Annotated in this window: 13 protein-coding genes; 11 read left to right on the top strand and 2 right to left on the bottom strand. The window is 45.7% G+C overall.

Annotated elements, in window-relative coordinates; translation table 11 throughout:
* Positions 1 to 27: 27 nt before the first annotated feature.
* From B9N89_RS03725 to B9N89_RS03695, 7 genes are all read left to right on the top strand, one after another.
* On the top strand, positions 28 to 1,782 hold the full coding sequence (locus B9N89_RS03725; RefSeq protein ID WP_132315224.1) for an aromatic amino acid hydroxylase: 1,755 nt from the start codon (positions 28 to 30) through the stop codon (positions 1,780 to 1,782).
* 61 nt (positions 1,783 to 1,843) lie between these two features.
* Positions 1,844 to 2,683 carry a hypothetical protein gene (locus tag B9N89_RS03720; RefSeq protein WP_132315226.1) on the top strand — a complete coding sequence of 280 codons (840 nt, stop codon included), beginning with the start codon at positions 1,844 to 1,846 and terminating at the stop codon, positions 2,681 to 2,683.
* 410 nt (positions 2,684 to 3,093) lie between these two features.
* Positions 3,094 to 3,420, top strand: coding sequence for a hypothetical protein (locus tag B9N89_RS03715; protein ID WP_132315228.1), 327 nt, complete (start codon positions 3,094 to 3,096; stop codon positions 3,418 to 3,420).
* Positions 3,421 to 3,435: 15 nt separating this feature from the next.
* The gene (locus tag B9N89_RS03710; protein WP_132315230.1) at positions 3,436 to 4,953 is read left to right on the top strand and encodes an ABC transporter substrate-binding protein; all 1,518 of its coding nucleotides are present in this window, start codon (positions 3,436 to 3,438) and stop codon (positions 4,951 to 4,953) included.
* A gap of 94 nt (positions 4,954 to 5,047) precedes the next feature.
* Positions 5,048 to 5,812, top strand: a complete 765-nt coding sequence (locus B9N89_RS03705; protein ID WP_132315232.1) for a hypothetical protein — start codon at positions 5,048 to 5,050, stop codon at positions 5,810 to 5,812.
* Entirely contained in the window at positions 5,809 to 7,482 is a 1,674-nt protein-coding gene (locus tag B9N89_RS03700; protein ID WP_132315234.1) for a sensor histidine kinase, read from the top strand. The genes B9N89_RS03705 and B9N89_RS03700 overlap by 4 nt, the downstream gene beginning before the upstream one ends.
* Positions 7,469 to 8,896 (top strand): sigma-54-dependent transcriptional regulator, encoded by a 1,428-nt coding sequence (locus B9N89_RS03695; RefSeq protein WP_132315236.1) that lies wholly within the window; start codon positions 7,469 to 7,471, stop codon positions 8,894 to 8,896. The genes B9N89_RS03700 and B9N89_RS03695 overlap by 14 nt, the downstream gene beginning before the upstream one ends.
* Before the next feature lie 177 nt (positions 8,897 to 9,073).
* Here the strand turns inward: B9N89_RS03695 and mnmA are convergent, their stop codons facing one another.
* The gene (mnmA, locus tag B9N89_RS03690; protein WP_132315238.1) at positions 9,074 to 10,123 is read right to left on the bottom strand and encodes a tRNA 2-thiouridine(34) synthase MnmA; all 1,050 of its coding nucleotides are present in this window, start codon (positions 10,121 to 10,123) and stop codon (positions 9,074 to 9,076) included.
* A gap of 146 nt (positions 10,124 to 10,269) precedes the next feature.
* On the opposite strand from mnmA, the gene B9N89_RS03685 reads away from it, so the two are divergent.
* The 4 genes from B9N89_RS03685 to B9N89_RS03670 all read left to right on the top strand — a co-directional run bounded on the left by B9N89_RS03685 (position 10,270) and on the right by B9N89_RS03670 (position 14,362).
* Positions 10,270 to 10,926 carry an HAD family hydrolase gene (locus B9N89_RS03685; RefSeq protein ID WP_132315240.1) on the top strand — a complete coding sequence of 219 codons (657 nt, stop codon included), beginning with the start codon at positions 10,270 to 10,272 and terminating at the stop codon, positions 10,924 to 10,926.
* Positions 10,926 to 12,212 carry a replication-associated recombination protein A gene (locus B9N89_RS03680; protein ID WP_132315242.1) on the top strand — a complete coding sequence of 429 codons (1,287 nt, stop codon included), beginning with the start codon at positions 10,926 to 10,928 and terminating at the stop codon, positions 12,210 to 12,212. The genes B9N89_RS03685 and B9N89_RS03680 overlap by 1 nt, the downstream gene beginning before the upstream one ends.
* Positions 12,213 to 12,297: 85 nt before the next feature.
* Positions 12,298 to 13,872, top strand: a complete 1,575-nt coding sequence (gene purH, locus B9N89_RS03675) for a bifunctional phosphoribosylaminoimidazolecarboxamide formyltransferase/IMP cyclohydrolase (protein WP_132315244.1) — start codon at positions 12,298 to 12,300, stop codon at positions 13,870 to 13,872.
* A gap of 169 nt (positions 13,873 to 14,041) precedes the next feature.
* Positions 14,042 to 14,362, top strand: a complete 321-nt coding sequence (locus B9N89_RS03670) for a hypothetical protein (protein WP_132315246.1) — start codon at positions 14,042 to 14,044, stop codon at positions 14,360 to 14,362.
* Between the two features lie 3 nt (positions 14,363 to 14,365).
* On the opposite strand, the gene B9N89_RS03665 is transcribed toward B9N89_RS03670, so the two are convergent.
* Entirely contained in the window at positions 14,366 to 15,697 is a 1,332-nt protein-coding gene (locus tag B9N89_RS03665; protein WP_132315248.1) for a PhoH family protein, read from the bottom strand.
* Between the last annotated feature and the right edge of the window lie 182 nt (positions 15,698 to 15,879).

Raw genomic sequence — 15,879 nt, 5'->3', positions numbered from 1 at the left:
CGACGCACACCGGGTAAAGGAGGAAAGATGGCTAGAACCCAGGACCAACTACCGCAGTATCTGCGGAAGTATTGCACCGAGCATGATTTTGATAAGTACACGGCCCGGGATCACGCCTCTTGGCGTTACATCATGCGCCGCGCGGTGCCGTTTTTCCGACAGCATTCGGTGAAGGGCTACGAAGAGGGTCTCGCTGCTACTGGCATTTCCCTCGACCGCATTCCACATATCGATGAAATCGATCAAGCCTTGCAAAAGATCTCGTGGGGCGCTGTGCCGGTTTGTGGCTTTATACCGCCTTGGGCTTTTCTGGAATTTCAAGCCCGCAAAATTCTTCCTATTGCAACGGATATGAGAACCGTTGACCACATTGCTTACACCCCAGCACCCGATATCGTCCACGAAGCCGCTGGTCACGCGCCTATTCTACCTGATGTCGATTACAATCAGTATCTCGCTTACTACGCAAAACTCGGGACCAAGGCGATTTACTCCAAGCAAGACCTCCAGCTATACGAAGCAGTGCGCTACCTGTCTGATATCAAAGAAAAGTACGAGTCCACTCCAGAGGAAATCGCAACGGCTGAGCGAAGGCTGCAAGCGGCGGTCAAAGCCTTCACTTATGTGTCGGAAGCTGCAAAAGTTGGCCGCATGAGCTGGTGGACAGCGGAGTATGGAATGGTGGGGTCACTGGATGCACCGAAGATCTACGGGGCTGGATTGTTATCTTCAGTGGGTGAATCAAAAGATGCCATGACAGCTAAGGTTAGGAAACTCCCCTTGAGCCTTGACTGCACCAATTTCTCGTTCAATATAACCGAGCCACAGCCGCAGCTTTTCGTTGCTGAAAACATGCAACACCTCCATGATGTACTCCATGAGTTGGACGATACGCTTTCCTATCGCCTAGGGGGGCAGCCAGCCTTGATCAAGGCTATTGAGTCGGAAGCTGTGACAACCGCCGTCCTCGACTCGGGAATCGCTATTTCAGGGATTCTAGGCCAGTCCATTGCTGAGGACCAAAGCCCGGTGTTCTTAAAGTACCAGGGACCAGTGCAGCTATCATGGCAAGAGAGTGAAATGGACGGCCAGGGTGTGGCTCGCCATGCCCAGGGCTACTCATCACCTTTGGGTCGCTTGAAGCGTTTTCCAAACAAGCCATTTACAAAGTTAACCCTTGCAGAATTAGAAGAACTAAAACTTCGACCAGGGCAAAGGACTGAACTTGAGTATCAGTCTGGTTTCACAGTCCAGGGAACGGTGACTGAACTGATACGTAAGGCTGAAAACCTTGTCCTTGTTACCTTCACAGACTGCCGAGTCACAAGAGGTAGTGAGGTATTTTTCGAACCAGAATGGGGCGAATTTGATCTTATCATCGGCGACCTCGTCGCCTCAGTCTATGGCGGCCCAGCGGATCGTGAAAGCTATGGTGAGCACGAAATCATTGATGCTCAAACTTCTCCAGGTCGCGACATCCCCTATTCCGCGGAAGAGAGACAACTATTCGAGCAATATCAAACAGTCCGCGAATTAAGACAGTCCGAAAACAGAAGCCTAAAGTTAGAGAAAGCGGGAGCGTTGGCTCAGGCAGCCTTAGAGCATACGCCTCAGGAGTGGTTGCTCCTGCTCGAATTGCTAGAGTTAGGGCAAGATCATTTAGGGCTTGCCCCACAGGACCAAGCCTGGCTTGGGGCACTTCAGCAGCATCTAGGGCAGCCACAAAACTTCAGGACCGATGATCAAAGCCTTGTGAAACATGGCTTGTCCCTGCTGAATTAGATAGTACAATATGGGGAAGGCTTTAAGCCTTCCCTTTTTTGTGTCTAGATAAGGAAATTGTATGAAAGCCATACTCATAGCCGTCGTCGCTGCCATCAGTTTAGGCTCCTGTTCAATGAAACAGATGGTCTTGAACAACCTAGATTGGTTGGCCCTCCGTGAAATCGACTCTTTATTCGATCTCGCGTCAGAGCAAAAAGATTTTTTAGAGCCTCACATTGAACGCAATCATCGCCAGCTTAAACAATCTATCAGCTTAAAAGTTGCAGCTATTCTCAAAACTGTATCGCAGAAAAGCCAGTCCAAAAAACTTGAGAAAAATGATTTACGACTCGCACTACGAGAATTCCAAGCCATGCGTCGGGACTTTTTGATCGAGAATAGTCCGATCATCAGCCGCTTCTTTAAAAGCTTAAGTAACAAGCAGTTAGATCACTGGGAAGAAAAGCTAAAAGAAAGGGACGAACCCTGGGAAGAGCTTGCCGAGGCTGAAAACTTTGGGAAAGAACTGAAGCAGTATCGTGAAGATCAGCTTGATAAACTTAGCTACTGGTTCGGTGACTTGAAAGAACCACAGATCAAGGTTGTGGAGTCTCATAGCATCAATAGCCAAGAAGAAGTTCAGAATTTGTTGGCAGCTCGCCGCAAAAAGCGGGTGGTCTTGGTCACACAAGTTCGCACTAAGAGTGAAACTGAACTGAAAGCTTTCTTTGATCAGTGGGCCTATCAGCCAAACTTAAGGTCTGAGATAGCAAAGGTAGAGGGCCGCGATTGGAGCACTTGGTTTGTAGACTATTGGTGGGACCTATATGAATCTCTGGACTCTGAGCAACGCCAGCAGTTTACGGAGCGCCTTGATGAGATAGCAATCGCACTGAATACCTTCCATCACAGCACGTGACAAATGCTGAGTTGCTAACGCCGACGACCTATCAAGATCAATGCGCGTCGTTACGAGTCCTCTCTGATGAGTTAGCCCGTAGCTATAATGTCTATTGAATTCCTTCTAAGTTTTTTTTCAACTTCTGATCTTTCGGCTGCTATGGCAAAGCCCACCAGTGTTTTTCTGGCACCTTCACTTTGTTTGAGGAGTCGACTCCCTAAAAAAAGTGAATGTCATCACTAGTAATTGCAACATAAGTAAACAACCTCCGTCTTTATAATAGGATACGGATTCCTATAGTTTGGCCCGTTTATTGTTAGTGGATATTTAGCTAATGTGATTTTTAGCAACCGAAACATTGCAAAAAAACTCAATGCCCTAGTGATGTTTTTCAAGAATTTGACCTCGATATTTAGAAGGAGTTTAGTATGAAGGATATGTCAAAAGCGTTCCTAGTAGCCCTTGGCTTGAACTCTGTAGCACACGGCCAAAGTCATACGGAGGTAGACTTCGAGACAAATGAATCCACCATGAAAGAGCATCTTTCTAACTTGGCGCAGGATATGATTTGCTACCTTTGTGAAGGTCAAGAGGACTTTGATTTCGATGCCTTTTTGTGGGAAAACTATGAAATTGCTGGATTAGAATTCATTCTTGACAGCATAGAAGAGAACACCACGAATTTTTGCTTGCCACCTGACTTGTCTGGTATGCATTCAGCTGTTAGGGATAACAATATTGGTATTGAGAAATAACTGAAGGCAAAGACCATGAAATACCTGACACTAGTATTTTTGTTCAGTTCAATCTCATTGTACGCTAAGAGTGAGTTGAAGCTCCAAATTTCCGACAGCCGGATCAAGCCTTGGCTTAATTTTAACGACGGCTATGCAAGGTCAACGTTTAATACTGCCGTTCACGGTCAGGCCCTTTACTTCGATACCTCACTTCACATAAGGCCTGGCTATATCAAGTCATGGGAGTGGGACTATGAGAAGAAAAAGTATACCTTTGAGATCGATACATCTAGAAAATATTCCAATGGCGAATCCATCTCAGCGTATGACTTTGAGTATGTGCTCGTGAAACCATTTATCTCCACTGCAGATACTGCTTTAGATAGGGTTCCCCTAGGTTTCATAAAAGGGGTTTCTAAGCTAAAGCCTGGAATGTCCTTTAAAACAGGAATGGTAGATGGTATTCGAGTCACTAATAACAAATCATTAGAGGTCTACCTCGCAAGTGGTCACTCTAGATTCTTGTATTCCCTTGGCTCGCGGCTCCCAGCTCTGGGTCCCATTAGCGAATTTAAGAGTGATCACTATACGTTCAAATCAATCCCAATAGGCAGCGGACCCTATCGAGTTTCCTGGTCAGACCCTAATTCGAGTACGGTTCACCTAAAGAAAGTTTACGGGGATGGCCCATCAAAAGTAATCCTATTCAGCGAAAAATATGGGTTTGAAAACGATGTTGATGTCGCATTTGGCGGTGGGATTTCTAAGATGTATGACTTCCTAACAAAAAACCCCGGCAAATACCGACGCATTCAAAGCAAACTGCCTTTCGCAATTCAATTTCTTGAGTTTAATCATCGGGCTGGCGTTGCGGCGGATATTAATTTCAGAAAAGCTGTCACCTACGCAATTGATAAATATAGTACTCTAACAGCATCGGGATCTCGCACACCAATCGATCAAGTCATTCCAAATTTCAGTTATGGTTACAAAGAGAAGTCCAATCAATACAACCTCAATCGAGCCAAGGAAATTGTTGCCAACCTTCCCAAAGCTGTAAGGGAACGAGAGCATATCCTACTTTGTCATGGCGCTCCTGGGTCAGACCCTGGGAAGTACTACAGATTTATACGCGATAGCCTTGTGGAAGCTGGTTTGAAGGTAAAAATTGAGTTAACTGAAGATATGAACACCAACAATCTCTCAGAAAAATACCCCTTGGTTTTATATGGCAAATATGTAGAAAGTTACCCTCTTACTACATTTGCTCACTATCTTCCCGGTAATTCCCACGTCACGATGCCAACCAATGAGCAATATGAGAAGGTTTTTGCTGAGGCAGAGGCAGTTGAAGACCTTGAGAAGAAGGTGCAGCTTATTCATCGTTTGTCAGAGATTCTGAGAGAGAACTATGTGGTGCTACCACTCTATCAAAGGAAATTCATTTACTACAAAAAAAACCACATCGAGGCTATTGGTAGCAAGAACGAGCCAGCTTGGAACTTCAACATCTCCGAGGTCAAGATACATGAGTCGAAACGAAAGATTTAGATGGCTAGTCGGAAACCAAGGCGCCGTTCATGGAGTTCAGTGTAGCCAACAGTTACGGAAAAGCTGCTTGAGCCGACTCGGGAAGTATGAGTTTTTGGAAGATGGCTACCAACCTTGGATGGCCTCTCCAATATTGGCCTTAGAGGTTCTTAAAGGAAACATGAAACCGCTTGAGTCATGCCAAGAACGTTTTTCAACCGACAGAAGGTTTTTGAATAGCTACTCCAAATTTTTTGTAACAGATTTCGGAAAAACTGTGCTCCCCTTCTCCTACAATATCAAAATCAATGAACAAATTGAGTCGAATGGAAAACAATCGATTTCAATCTTTGAAAAAGGCATCAGTCAGATTGATTTTTGGCCAGAATGGATGAAGATTCTATTTGAGAACTTGATTGTAAATATTGTACCCATCTGCTCTCACCAAGGAGTAGAGTGCGGCAATTCCTTCACAGATCATAACTTCATTGGAACGATTTTTACAAGTGTGGAGTATGATAACCCTTATCCAGATTTACTGCTAAATATAAGTTTGGCTCACGAATTAGCACATAACCTGCTCATGATATATAACACTGGTCATGCCCTTTTTACCGATCCTAGTCAGACAGCTTATTCAGGAATCAGGGAAGTTCAACGACCCGTGGTCGCAGCCATGCATTCGGCTGTAGCCTTAATGTACATGAGCATAGCTGCATTTTCCCTTGCTAGAGGTGAAGTAGGTGCGCGCAGAGCCTTCCTAGAGACTCTGCAGAATGAGTATCGAAATAAACTTAAAATAAACATTGAAGGCTTGTTGAGAACGTCGAGGACCAAATTTTGTGATGAAATACTTAGAGAAATGGTCTTGGTGGCGTGATAGTTAAAAGTCCCATAAATAATGGTATAACAAGAGTCTTGCGGGACTACTTTCTAAGGATTGGCAAGTGGTCTCTTATATTTCAACTGACCACATTCACCCTTATCTATGGCTTTCTTTCACTAAAAGACGTCATAGATCGCTCTTCGTTTCTGTCCTCAAGTAGTGAAAAATCTCTGGCGTTGATGGTTGCCACAGGAGATCTATTTCAAATCAGAAATCTCCTATCGTCTTTTCAGAATGACTTCACCACGAATATTTCGCTTTTCAGCAGCAACAAGGCAATCATATTTAGCTCAGGAGAAGCTCAAGATTTCTTACAATCGAACTACAGTTTGAGACTCTCAAGAAACGGCATTATATTAGTTAGCAACAAGATCCTTGTTTACAATGAAAAGATTGTTGGCTATCTCCAGCTTAGAAATCGAATTGATTTAGTGAAGTGGTTTTTCCCTTGCTTGATAATCGTGTTTGCGAACTTTGCTATTTTTGTATTTGGACTTGGCAGAATCAAATCGATTACGGATGATCTTAGTGACGATGTTAAAGGCCTATCAAACATTCTTCAATACAAAAACCTGAACTTAGAGTATGTCTCCAAGTTCGATGAGATCATTTGGCTCCGCAGAAAAATTTCGGATCTTCTTTTAGAGATTGAAAGTAAAAACGAACTTGCAAAAGAGCTAGCCAAGAAAGAAGCGATATCTCAAACCGTAAGAATGCTTGCCCACGATTTGAGTAGTCCGATTTCTATTATTGAGCAGACGTTGAAAAAAGTATCTCCTGATCAACGAGTTCTACGATCTCTGCGAAAAATTCAATTCATGATAGAAGGCTTCAAAAAGGATGAGCACCAGATCATTCGGAGAATTGAAACCGACTACAGCTATATTGAGTCCCTAGAATCAGAAATTTTTGCTTATGCGCAAGACCAAAACGTTAATTTCAATTTTGAAAAGCAGCATGAAATAGCCAGCTATATTCTGGACATCGATCCGCTTAAAGTCGAACGAGCGATTATCAACCTTGCTCGAAATGCTATCGAAGCAGCTACGGAGAGGGTTTCAGTAGTGATCGGAGTCGCTAACGACAGAGATCTAGAGATTGTAGTCAGTGACGATGGCCCAGGCCTAGGAAATGCAAGTATCGAGGACGTCATAAAAATCGGATTCACCTCAAAAAAAACTAATGGAACTGGTCTAGGTCTAACCTATGTCAAAAAAATAGCTGACCAACATGAAGGCATACTCAGTTATCACCGATCCGAGGATATGTCAGTTTTTAAACTAGTCTTGATCAACTCTGCGAGGAAAGATTGTAATGAATACCCATTGGTTGAGGAAGCCCCAAAAATGAGTGACAATCAGGAAGATCGATGCGTCTTCGCAAACGATCCGAAAATATGTGTTTTTACCTCAAACTCGAAATTCAAGGATGACTTGCGGCGAGAGCTTGAATCTACCAAGACACCATTGGATTGTTTCTATGGTGACTTCGACCCTGAAGCCCATTCAATCTTACTTACAGATGATGAAGATCTTCTATGCCAGACATTTGGAACAACCATTCAGATGACTTTGGATTTGAAAAGGGATATGAAAGATATCATTTTTGGTCTGAAGCTACGTAAGAAGGCAGCCTTAGAGAGGATTAAAATTGGAGAAAAGTAACTTTCTAGTTGTAGATGACAATAAGTACGAGCTAACTGATACTCTTTCAAAGATTGTCGCTTCTGGACATGAAGCAAAGGGCGTTCTTACTGTCAAAGACGCAATGGCAAGTTTGCGACAGAAGCGATATACCTTTCTTCTGACTGATATCCACTTGACTGAGAGTGATGAACTGAAGCCTAGAGGCTTGGATTTACTCCAGGATGTGAAGTGCTTATTCCCTAATGTACTGCCGCTTGCAATGTCGAAAGACCCCGATGTTGCCATATTCGATAGAGCAATAGCTTATGGCGCACTTCAGTTCATTAAAAAGCCAGTCAAAAATTGGGACGAGATACAGATAGCGGTTAGCCTAGCCCGAAGCCGTAAAGCACTTCAAGGCTCGAACAGTAGTCTCACGAGAAACCATCAAATACCGGAAGATTTAAGGGCAAAATATCCAGATGGAATCGTACTGCGAGACTCTACGCGGAACAAAATCAAAGCCCTTTCTCAAAATCGTGATATCCCTCTTGTTCTTAGTGGCGAAACTGGAACTGGGAAAGAAGAAGTTGCGATGCTGCTACACAGAGAAAGGGTTGTGTTAGAGGGGGATATCCCATTTGTTGCTGTCAACTGTTCTCACTTCCGTTCTGATCTCGCTCAGTCTCAGCTATTTGGCCACCAGAAGGGCGCTTTTACCGGTGCAAACGATACTACCGTTGGTTTGGTCGGACAAGCCAACGGAGGTATTTTGTTTCTCGATGAAATCCACTATTTGCCAAAGACGAGTCAACGGGATCTACTAAGAGTCCTAAACGATGGCCACTATCAGCGGGTAGGCTCTACCGAAACACTTCATTCTCGATTTCAGCTTGTTGCAGCAACTACTTCTAGTCTCGATGATGCTGTCGCTAAGGGGCTTATTATACTGGATCTTGCTTCAAGACTGATGGGAGCCCAAATTGAACTGTCCCCACTTAGAGAGAGACGAGAGGATTTGAAAGATCTGATCGCTATTTTCTTTGCAAAAAGAAAAAAGGAGATATCTGAGAGCCAGCTAGAGGATATTTCAGCGAAGTGTGGCGAGTATTATTGGCAAGGAAATATAAGAATGCTTTTCCAGATACTAAAGGTCATGATCATGGAAGCAGAGTTTTCAAACGAACCTGTTAGTAGCAAGCACCTTCCAGACCTAAAATTGATGCGAGATCCTGCGGGTATTGTCACTCATAGTGGATCGGATTTAGATAGGATTGGGCAACGTGTCGCTAGCGGAGATTTAAGTTACGAAGAGGCCTTAAATAACTGTGACAAGCGTATTCTTGAGCACGTTGTCCGAAAAACGAATACTATAGCTGATGCTATTAGTCTTTTGGATATCAGTCGGTCGGCGTTCGACTCAAGACGTAAAAAATACGACTTACAGATATAGATTTACATCAAGAACAGCCGAGGCTCTCACTAAAAGTATTTTAGTCATTTTAATTTCCCGCCAAAATGTCAGTTTTTGGATTTTGATGGCGAAAACTTGAAACACGCAAATCAGTGACCCACTTCACCGATTCAACACAGCCAGTGAATGGGTTGCTTCTTGCGCGGATAGGTAGCTCTAAAGAATCATCCCCGAGCCGAGGCAAACCTCACCCCTATAAAACACTGCATACTGCCCTGGAGCAATCCCAGCATCTGGCTCGTCTAGCTGCACCACCCCGCGACTGTCCGCAAGGTCTATGGTGCATGGAATAGTTTTTTCGCCATGACGGAGCTTAACAGAGAGCTGGTCAAGAGGCTCAGGAGGGCTTGAGATCCAATGAACGCTACCTACTGAAAACTCTGTCTGTGGACGTTCATCATCAAGCTTGTTCTTTGACACGTATACAATATTATTAGCACAGTCTTTTCTGACCACAAACCAAGGTCCACCACTCAGCCCAAGGCCTTTTCTCTGGCCAATGGTGTGAAACCAAAAGCCCTTATGTTCACCGACAGCTTCATTGGTATCAGCGTCCATGATCAGGCCCTGCTTTTCGCCAAGGTGGGCCTTCACAAACTCGCTATATTTTATTTTGCCTAAGAAGCAAATTCCCTGACTGTCTTTCCTGCTTTGATTGACAAGGTCGTATTTCTGAGCCAAGGCTCTCACTTCAGCTTTCGGATACTGCCCCACGGGAAAGAGACAGCGGGCAAGCTGCTCCTGACTTAGCCTGGAAAGAAAGTAGGTTTGATCCTTGATGGGGTCGTTACCCTTTAAAAGCCAAGACATACCCCCTTGCCTTTCGACCTGCGCATAGTGACCTGAGGCAATGTGGTAGCTGTCATCGATAAAGTCGCAGAAGGCCCCAAACTTAACCCTCTGATTACAAAGAATATCGGGACTTGGGGTGCGCCCCTCCTTAAGCTCCTCGACGGTATGACTCACCACCTTGTCCCAGTAAGCAGTTTGTAGCGAAACCACTTCGAGAGGAACGCCAGCCTGATCACAAACAGCTTTTGCGTATTTCAAATCCTCTTCCCACGGGCATTCACCAAGGAATTGGAACTCATCTTCCAACCAAATTTTCAGATAAAAGGCTGTGAGGTCGTACTTTCCTGACTGTTTAAGTAGCTGTAATGCAACGGAACTATCGACTCCACCAGAAACCAGTACGGCTGCTTTCATAAGACACTCCCTTCAATCGAACGGTCCTTTTAGCATACTGATTTTCGGATGTCCATCCTGGAATCACGCGCTGATACGCCGTATTCTTGCCAAACAGTCGCGGAACTGCTAGCTAAGAACTCTTTTTTCTGTGAGGAGTCTTTGCGTTGGAAATTAAGGCCGTTATATTCGATTTTGATGGAGTGATTGCCGAAACCGAGGGAGTCCATCGACTTGCTTGGATCGCGCTTGCTGAAGATCTGAGTCGGCCGTTGCCTGAAGGATTTCTCGACCGCGGAATTGGCAGCACCATGGACAAGCTTGCCTGGGAACTCTATGAGTTTTGGGAAGGTGCCGTCGATTTGCAAGAGATTCATGATGAGAAAGCCAACCACTTCCGCCGACTGCTTGCAGAAACTAAGGATGTTTTGGTAGGTGGTGTGATTGAAGCCTTTCAGACATTTCATCAGATGGGTTTACCAATGGGCATCGCCACAAGCTCACCGCGGCGCGAGATCGAACCTCTTTTAGAGACTCATGCTGTTAAAGATCTATTCCAAAGCATCGTGACCCTCGACTGTGTTGATAACCCTAAGCCTCACCCAGAGGCTTACTTGCGCTCTGTAGCCAATCTCAAGCAGCAGCCTGAGAACTGCCTGGTGTTTGAAGATTCAATACTGGGTACCACTGCGGCACGGGCTGCGGGAACCAATGTGGTGGGGGTTCTAACCTCATTCCCCCGTGAAAAGCTTGAGCCCCTTATCGATGCTATCGATCACTTTCATCAGTTACCACAGGTTCTAAAAAAACTAAGGATGGAATGATGCAATCCAATGAGACGCCTTTGCCAGAACAGATTAGACCCTTAGAATTTCATCAACTTCTGGGTCAGGAACACATCTGGGCTTCAGGCAAGCCTCTCAGAAGCCTGGTAGAATCGGATAGCTTCAGCTCACTGATCCTCTGGGGGCCTCCCGGCACAGGGAAAACAACCCTTGCCTGCTTGATTGGTCGCCATTCCAATCGGGAGCTAGTTTTGATGTCTGCTACGGAGCATGGAGTTAAGGCCATTCGAGAGCAGCTTCACCGCTCTGAAATCAGACGCAATCATGGTGAACGATCGTTGCTGTTATTTATGGATGAGATCCACCGCCTGAGCAAGTCTCAACAAGATGTTCTTTTGCCTGCCTTAGAAAAGGGCACGATTAAATTCATCGGAGCAACCACAGAAAACCCTTCATTTGAAGTGAACCAAGCGATCCTTTCGCGAAGCATGGTTTTCGCCTTGCAGCGATTGAGCGAGGAAGCCCTCCAGAACATCATCAGACGAGCTATGGACGAACCATCATCCCCCCATCAAGGCCGCTGCCTTGACCAAGATGTCATCGAAGCATTAGCTCGATCTGCTGATGGTGATGGACGGCAAGCTTTGAACTTGGTGCAGGCTATTCTAAGCGCGGTGCCACCCGGTTCAAGCGTATCCTTAGAGCAGGCCAAACCCTATCTCGGTCAGATCTTACAAAAATATGATAAGAATTCAGACCAGCACTACGATACGATTTCAGCCTTTATCAAAAGTATTCGAGCGAGTCAGGTGGATGCCGCAGTTTATTACTTGGCCCGTATGATCGAAGCCGGTGAAGACCCTATGTTTATCGCCCGCCGCCTTGTAATTGCAGCTAGTGAAGATGTCGGCAACGCCAACCCTACTGCTTTACTCATGGCAACCAGCGGCTTGCAAGCTGTTCATCAGATCGGCTACCCAGAAGCACGAATTATCCTTTCTCAGGTAACCACATATTTGGCCTCATCTCCAAAATCCAATCGCTCTTATCTAGCGATCGGCTCAGCACAAGAGGATGCCCGGCGAGGATCGTTACCGATTCCCCTACATCTGCGAAATGCGCCGAGTAAGCTGATGAAAGAGTTTGGCTATGGCAAGGGCTACATCTATGCTCACGACCACCCCCAAGCTGCATCAGAACTGGACTACCTCCCCCCAGAACTACGCCACAAAAGCTACTACAACCCGCTGGACGTGGGCACGGAGCGTCAGTTGAAGGAAAATCTCAAGCGTTTGAACGGCAAAAAAGCTTGGGAGAACGACTAAAAGCTGTTAAATAGGGCCCATCTTTCGATCTGGAGATTCAGCCAGTGCCAATGCTGGCCGCCTCACACCATCACCTGGAGGAGCTATGTCTCAAACATCCCCTTTGGCCCTTCTGTCCGTCACCGATAAAACTGGAGTCGTTGACTTTGCCAAAAACCTGAGCCAACTCGGATTCACTCTGCTATCCACTGGCGGAACCGCACAGGTCTTGCGAGAAGCGGGACTTGAAGTATTCGATGCTGCGGAATACGCTGGCAGCCCTGAAATCATGGACGGTAGGGTCAAGACTCTGCACCCAAAGATTCACGGCGGCATCCTTATGGACCGCAACAATCAACGCCATGTTCAAGAGGCGGACGATCACAAAATTCTCCCCATTGATTTGGTTGTGGTCAACCTCTATCAATTTGCTGAAAAAGCAGTCGATCAAAACCTCACACTGGCAGATGCCATTAATTTTATCGACATCGGTGGCCCAACGATGCTTCGAGCAGCAGCGAAGAACTATCTTCATGTGACTCCCGTGATCGATCCACAAGACTACGATCCCGTTATATCCGAATTGAAAGCCGGTGGTCTGCAAAATCAAACAAGAATTTCCCTAGCTCATAAAGTCTTTTCGCATATTTCCAGTTACGATCGCATGATCGCTTCTTATTACGAAGGAGCTCTTAAGGAGTCTACTGCTGAAGATTTACCTGCAACAATCGATCTCAAGTTGCAGAGGCATTCTCTTCTCCGTTACGGAGAGAACCCACACCAAAGCGCAGCTTTCTATACTTTTGGTCAAGCTGGTGATGGCTTGCAGAATGCCAAAGTCTTGCAAGGCAAGGAGCTATCCTTTAATAATCTTGTTGATGTGGATGCCGCCGTTGCGATGGTTGCCGACCTTCAAGACTACACAGCAGTGACCGTTATCAAACATACTAACCCATGCGGCGCTGCAGCCAGTCGCAGCCTTTCGGTGAAAGAGGTATTTCAAAAGGCCTTTGACGCCGACTCAAAGTCAGCCTTCGGTGGGATCGTTGCTTGCAACCGCGAGATCGATGGCGCAACCGCCGAAGTGATGTCGGGAATTTTCTTAGAATGTATCGCTGCACCATCATTCAGCTCTGCTGCTAAGGAAATTTTTGCCAGGAAGAAAAATCTGAGGCTGCTAGAAGTTCCTCTCCTGAAGCGCCACACCCAAGATAAGGCCCTACAGATAAAATCTGTTCAGGGAGGAATTTTAGTTCAAGATCTCGACCAAGTTTTACCCAGCAACCGTGATGCCTGGACCACAGTAAGCAAAACTTCAGCAGAGGGCCAAGGCGATGATCTAGCCTTCGCCATGACAATCTGTAAGCATGTGAAATCCAACGCAATTGTTTACGTTAAAGACTTGACAACTGTTGCTGTCGGAGCAGGCCAGATGTCGCGAATCGATGCCGCTCAGTTTGCAGCACAAAAAGCTCAGGAAGAAGGCAGAACCTTACAAGGCTCCGTTTTAGCGAGCGATGCATTTTTTCCGTTCCGAGACACCGTTGATTTTGCTGCTAGCCAGGGCGTCAAGGCCATCATCCAGCCTGGAGGATCGAAACGAGACCAAGAATCCATCGATGCTTGCGATGAGCATGATATCGCTATGGTTTTCACGGGAAAACGGCACTTCAAGCACTAAGCGAAGAAACTTACCAAGCCGAAGCTTTGGGCAGCCACGATCGGAGGCCCAAAGCTTTTTTAGAATCTAAGCCCCCAAGAATCGTACGTAAAATACTAATTTATTGATATTCTCAGGACATTGCCGAAGAGGTTTTTAGGTGTGGAAGTAAACCTTAAAGGCTTACGTTATGATAAGACTCATGGCAATTTTAGGCTTCTTAGCCACGGCTCCCACGGGCCCCAAGGCGATGGCCGACGAGTACTTCCCCAATGCATCTGACACGGATCAGCCCATATTTTCCTACGGAATGTCGTGCTCTCGATTGGTAGACCTGACTCAAAGTGAAGTTTACGCAGTCGTTCATCCGAACCACCGCGAAGACTTCGAGGGGTTTTGTGTGCCCGAAGATGTTTATAACTGCTCCGACTACAACGGACTGTTATACCAGCTAGGGACACTTGAGCGGCATGATGGAATTCTATGCCGCTTCATTCCCCGTGACGAATAGGCCCTACAATAACTTAGCAGCCTTCGAGGCGAGTTGACTTCGTTCACCTCGCTTCAAAGTAATATGTCCTGCTATGGCCTCAGTTCGAAACCTTTCAATAACATACGTCAGACCATTGCTTTGTGAATCAATGTAAGGATTATCAATCTGATAAGGATCTCCCGTGAGAACGATCTTAGTGCCTTCTCCCGCTCGTGTGAGAATCGTCTTGATTTCGTGAGGGGTCAAGTTCTGAGCCTCATCCACAACAAAGTACTGGGAGGGCAAGGATCGACCGCGGATATAGGTGAGTGGCTCGATCGCGAGCATCCCCTGATTGATCAGCTCCTCGTAGCTTTTTGACAAACGCTTCGATCGACTGGACGACCCTCCACCAAGGAGAAGCTCAAGATTGTCGAATATAGGTTGCATCCACGGATTCAGCTTTTCATCTAAATCCCCTGGCAAATAGCCAATATCGCGCCCAAGAGGGAAGATTGGACGGGATACCAATAGCTTCTGATACTGGTCTTCATCGGTAGTTTTGGTCAGACCAGCCGCGATAGCCATCAGTGTTTTACCGGTTCCTGCTTCGCCGCTGATAGTGACCAAGCGAATCTTGTCATCAAGCAACACTTCTAAGGCCATGGCTTGTTCCAGATTGCGCGAATAGATGCCCCACACACCTTCGGTACGCGGTTCGATCATCTTCACAACTTTCTGATCACCATCAAAGATACCAAAGACTTTCTGACTTGTATCGGACTCATCCTCAAGAACCACAAACTGGTTCGGATACAAGTTGTACTCATCCAAGCGCACTTCCCGCTGGGCGTAGAAATTATTGATCACCTCGGGCGTGACCGTGATATAAGTAACGCCGGTGTAAAAGTGAGAAATATCGACTTTATCTGCAGCAAAGTCCTCGGCCACTAGCCCAAATGCATCTGCCTTGATTCTAAGGTTGGTGTCTTTTGTAATCACAGACACCCGGCGGCTGTCCCCAAATTGTTTTTGTAATGTGAGTGCTATAGCCAGAATGTGATTATCCGTGCTATCGGCTAGCAGCTCTGGAAGGATTTCCATATTATGACCCAAGTAGACAAAGAGCTGCCCGGAGTCATCGCGATCTTCAAAAATAGAAATTCCAGAAGATAGAGTTCCACGATCACGGAGCTTGTCGAGAATCCTTGAGACTTCACGTGCATTTCTGCCGATATCACTCATGTCCTTTTTAAAGGTATCTACTTCTTCGATCACCGATATAGGAATCACCACATCGTTATCATCAAATTTGTAGATACATAGGGGATTGCTCAAAAGGACATTAGTATCCAGAATGAAGACCTTTTTCATGCCTCATCTACCCCGCATAAAATATAATTTTTTAGATTATTCGTAATTTGTAACATATCTTAACCAAATCCAAAAGCCATGAATGGATGAGTAGTGAAAATATCTCACTTACCTCATGACCTTCTAACCTTATCTTTTTATGAGTTTCATTAATATGAATACCTGACAATTCCAGACTAGGA

Source organism: Pseudobacteriovorax antillogorgiicola (assembly GCF_900177345.1).
In the GTDB taxonomy this organism is placed as follows: Bacteria; Bdellovibrionota_B; Oligoflexia; order Oligoflexales; family Oligoflexaceae; genus Pseudobacteriovorax; species Pseudobacteriovorax antillogorgiicola.
The sequence above is the reverse complement of the archived record's forward strand: the minus strand, read 5'-3'. Positions and strand labels throughout refer to the sequence as shown.

What these genes read in the sequence shown, in the direction of transcription:
- B9N89_RS03725 (WP_132315224.1), top strand. Translation starts at nt 28, where the DNA reads ATGGCTAGAACCCAGGACCAACTACCGCAGTATCTGCGGAAGTATTGC.
- B9N89_RS03720 (WP_132315226.1), top strand. Translation starts at nt 1,844, where the DNA reads ATGAAAGCCATACTCATAGCCGTCGTCGCTGCCATCAGTTTAGGCTCC.
- B9N89_RS03715 (WP_132315228.1), top strand. Translation starts at nt 3,094, where the DNA reads ATGAAGGATATGTCAAAAGCGTTCCTAGTAGCCCTTGGCTTGAACTCT.
- B9N89_RS03710 (WP_132315230.1), top strand. Translation starts at nt 3,436, where the DNA reads ATGAAATACCTGACACTAGTATTTTTGTTCAGTTCAATCTCATTGTAC.
- mnmA (WP_132315238.1), bottom strand. Translation starts at nt 10,123, where the DNA reads ATGAAAGCAGCCGTACTGGTTTCTGGTGGAGTCGATAGTTCCGTTGCA.
- B9N89_RS03680 (WP_132315242.1), top strand. Translation starts at nt 10,926, where the DNA reads ATGCAATCCAATGAGACGCCTTTGCCAGAACAGATTAGACCCTTAGAA.
- purH (WP_132315244.1), top strand. Translation starts at nt 12,298, where the DNA reads ATGTCTCAAACATCCCCTTTGGCCCTTCTGTCCGTCACCGATAAAACT.
- B9N89_RS03670 (WP_132315246.1), top strand. Translation starts at nt 14,042, where the DNA reads ATGATAAGACTCATGGCAATTTTAGGCTTCTTAGCCACGGCTCCCACG.
- B9N89_RS03665 (WP_132315248.1), bottom strand. Translation starts at nt 15,697, where the DNA reads ATGAAAAAGGTCTTCATTCTGGATACTAATGTCCTTTTGAGCAATCCC.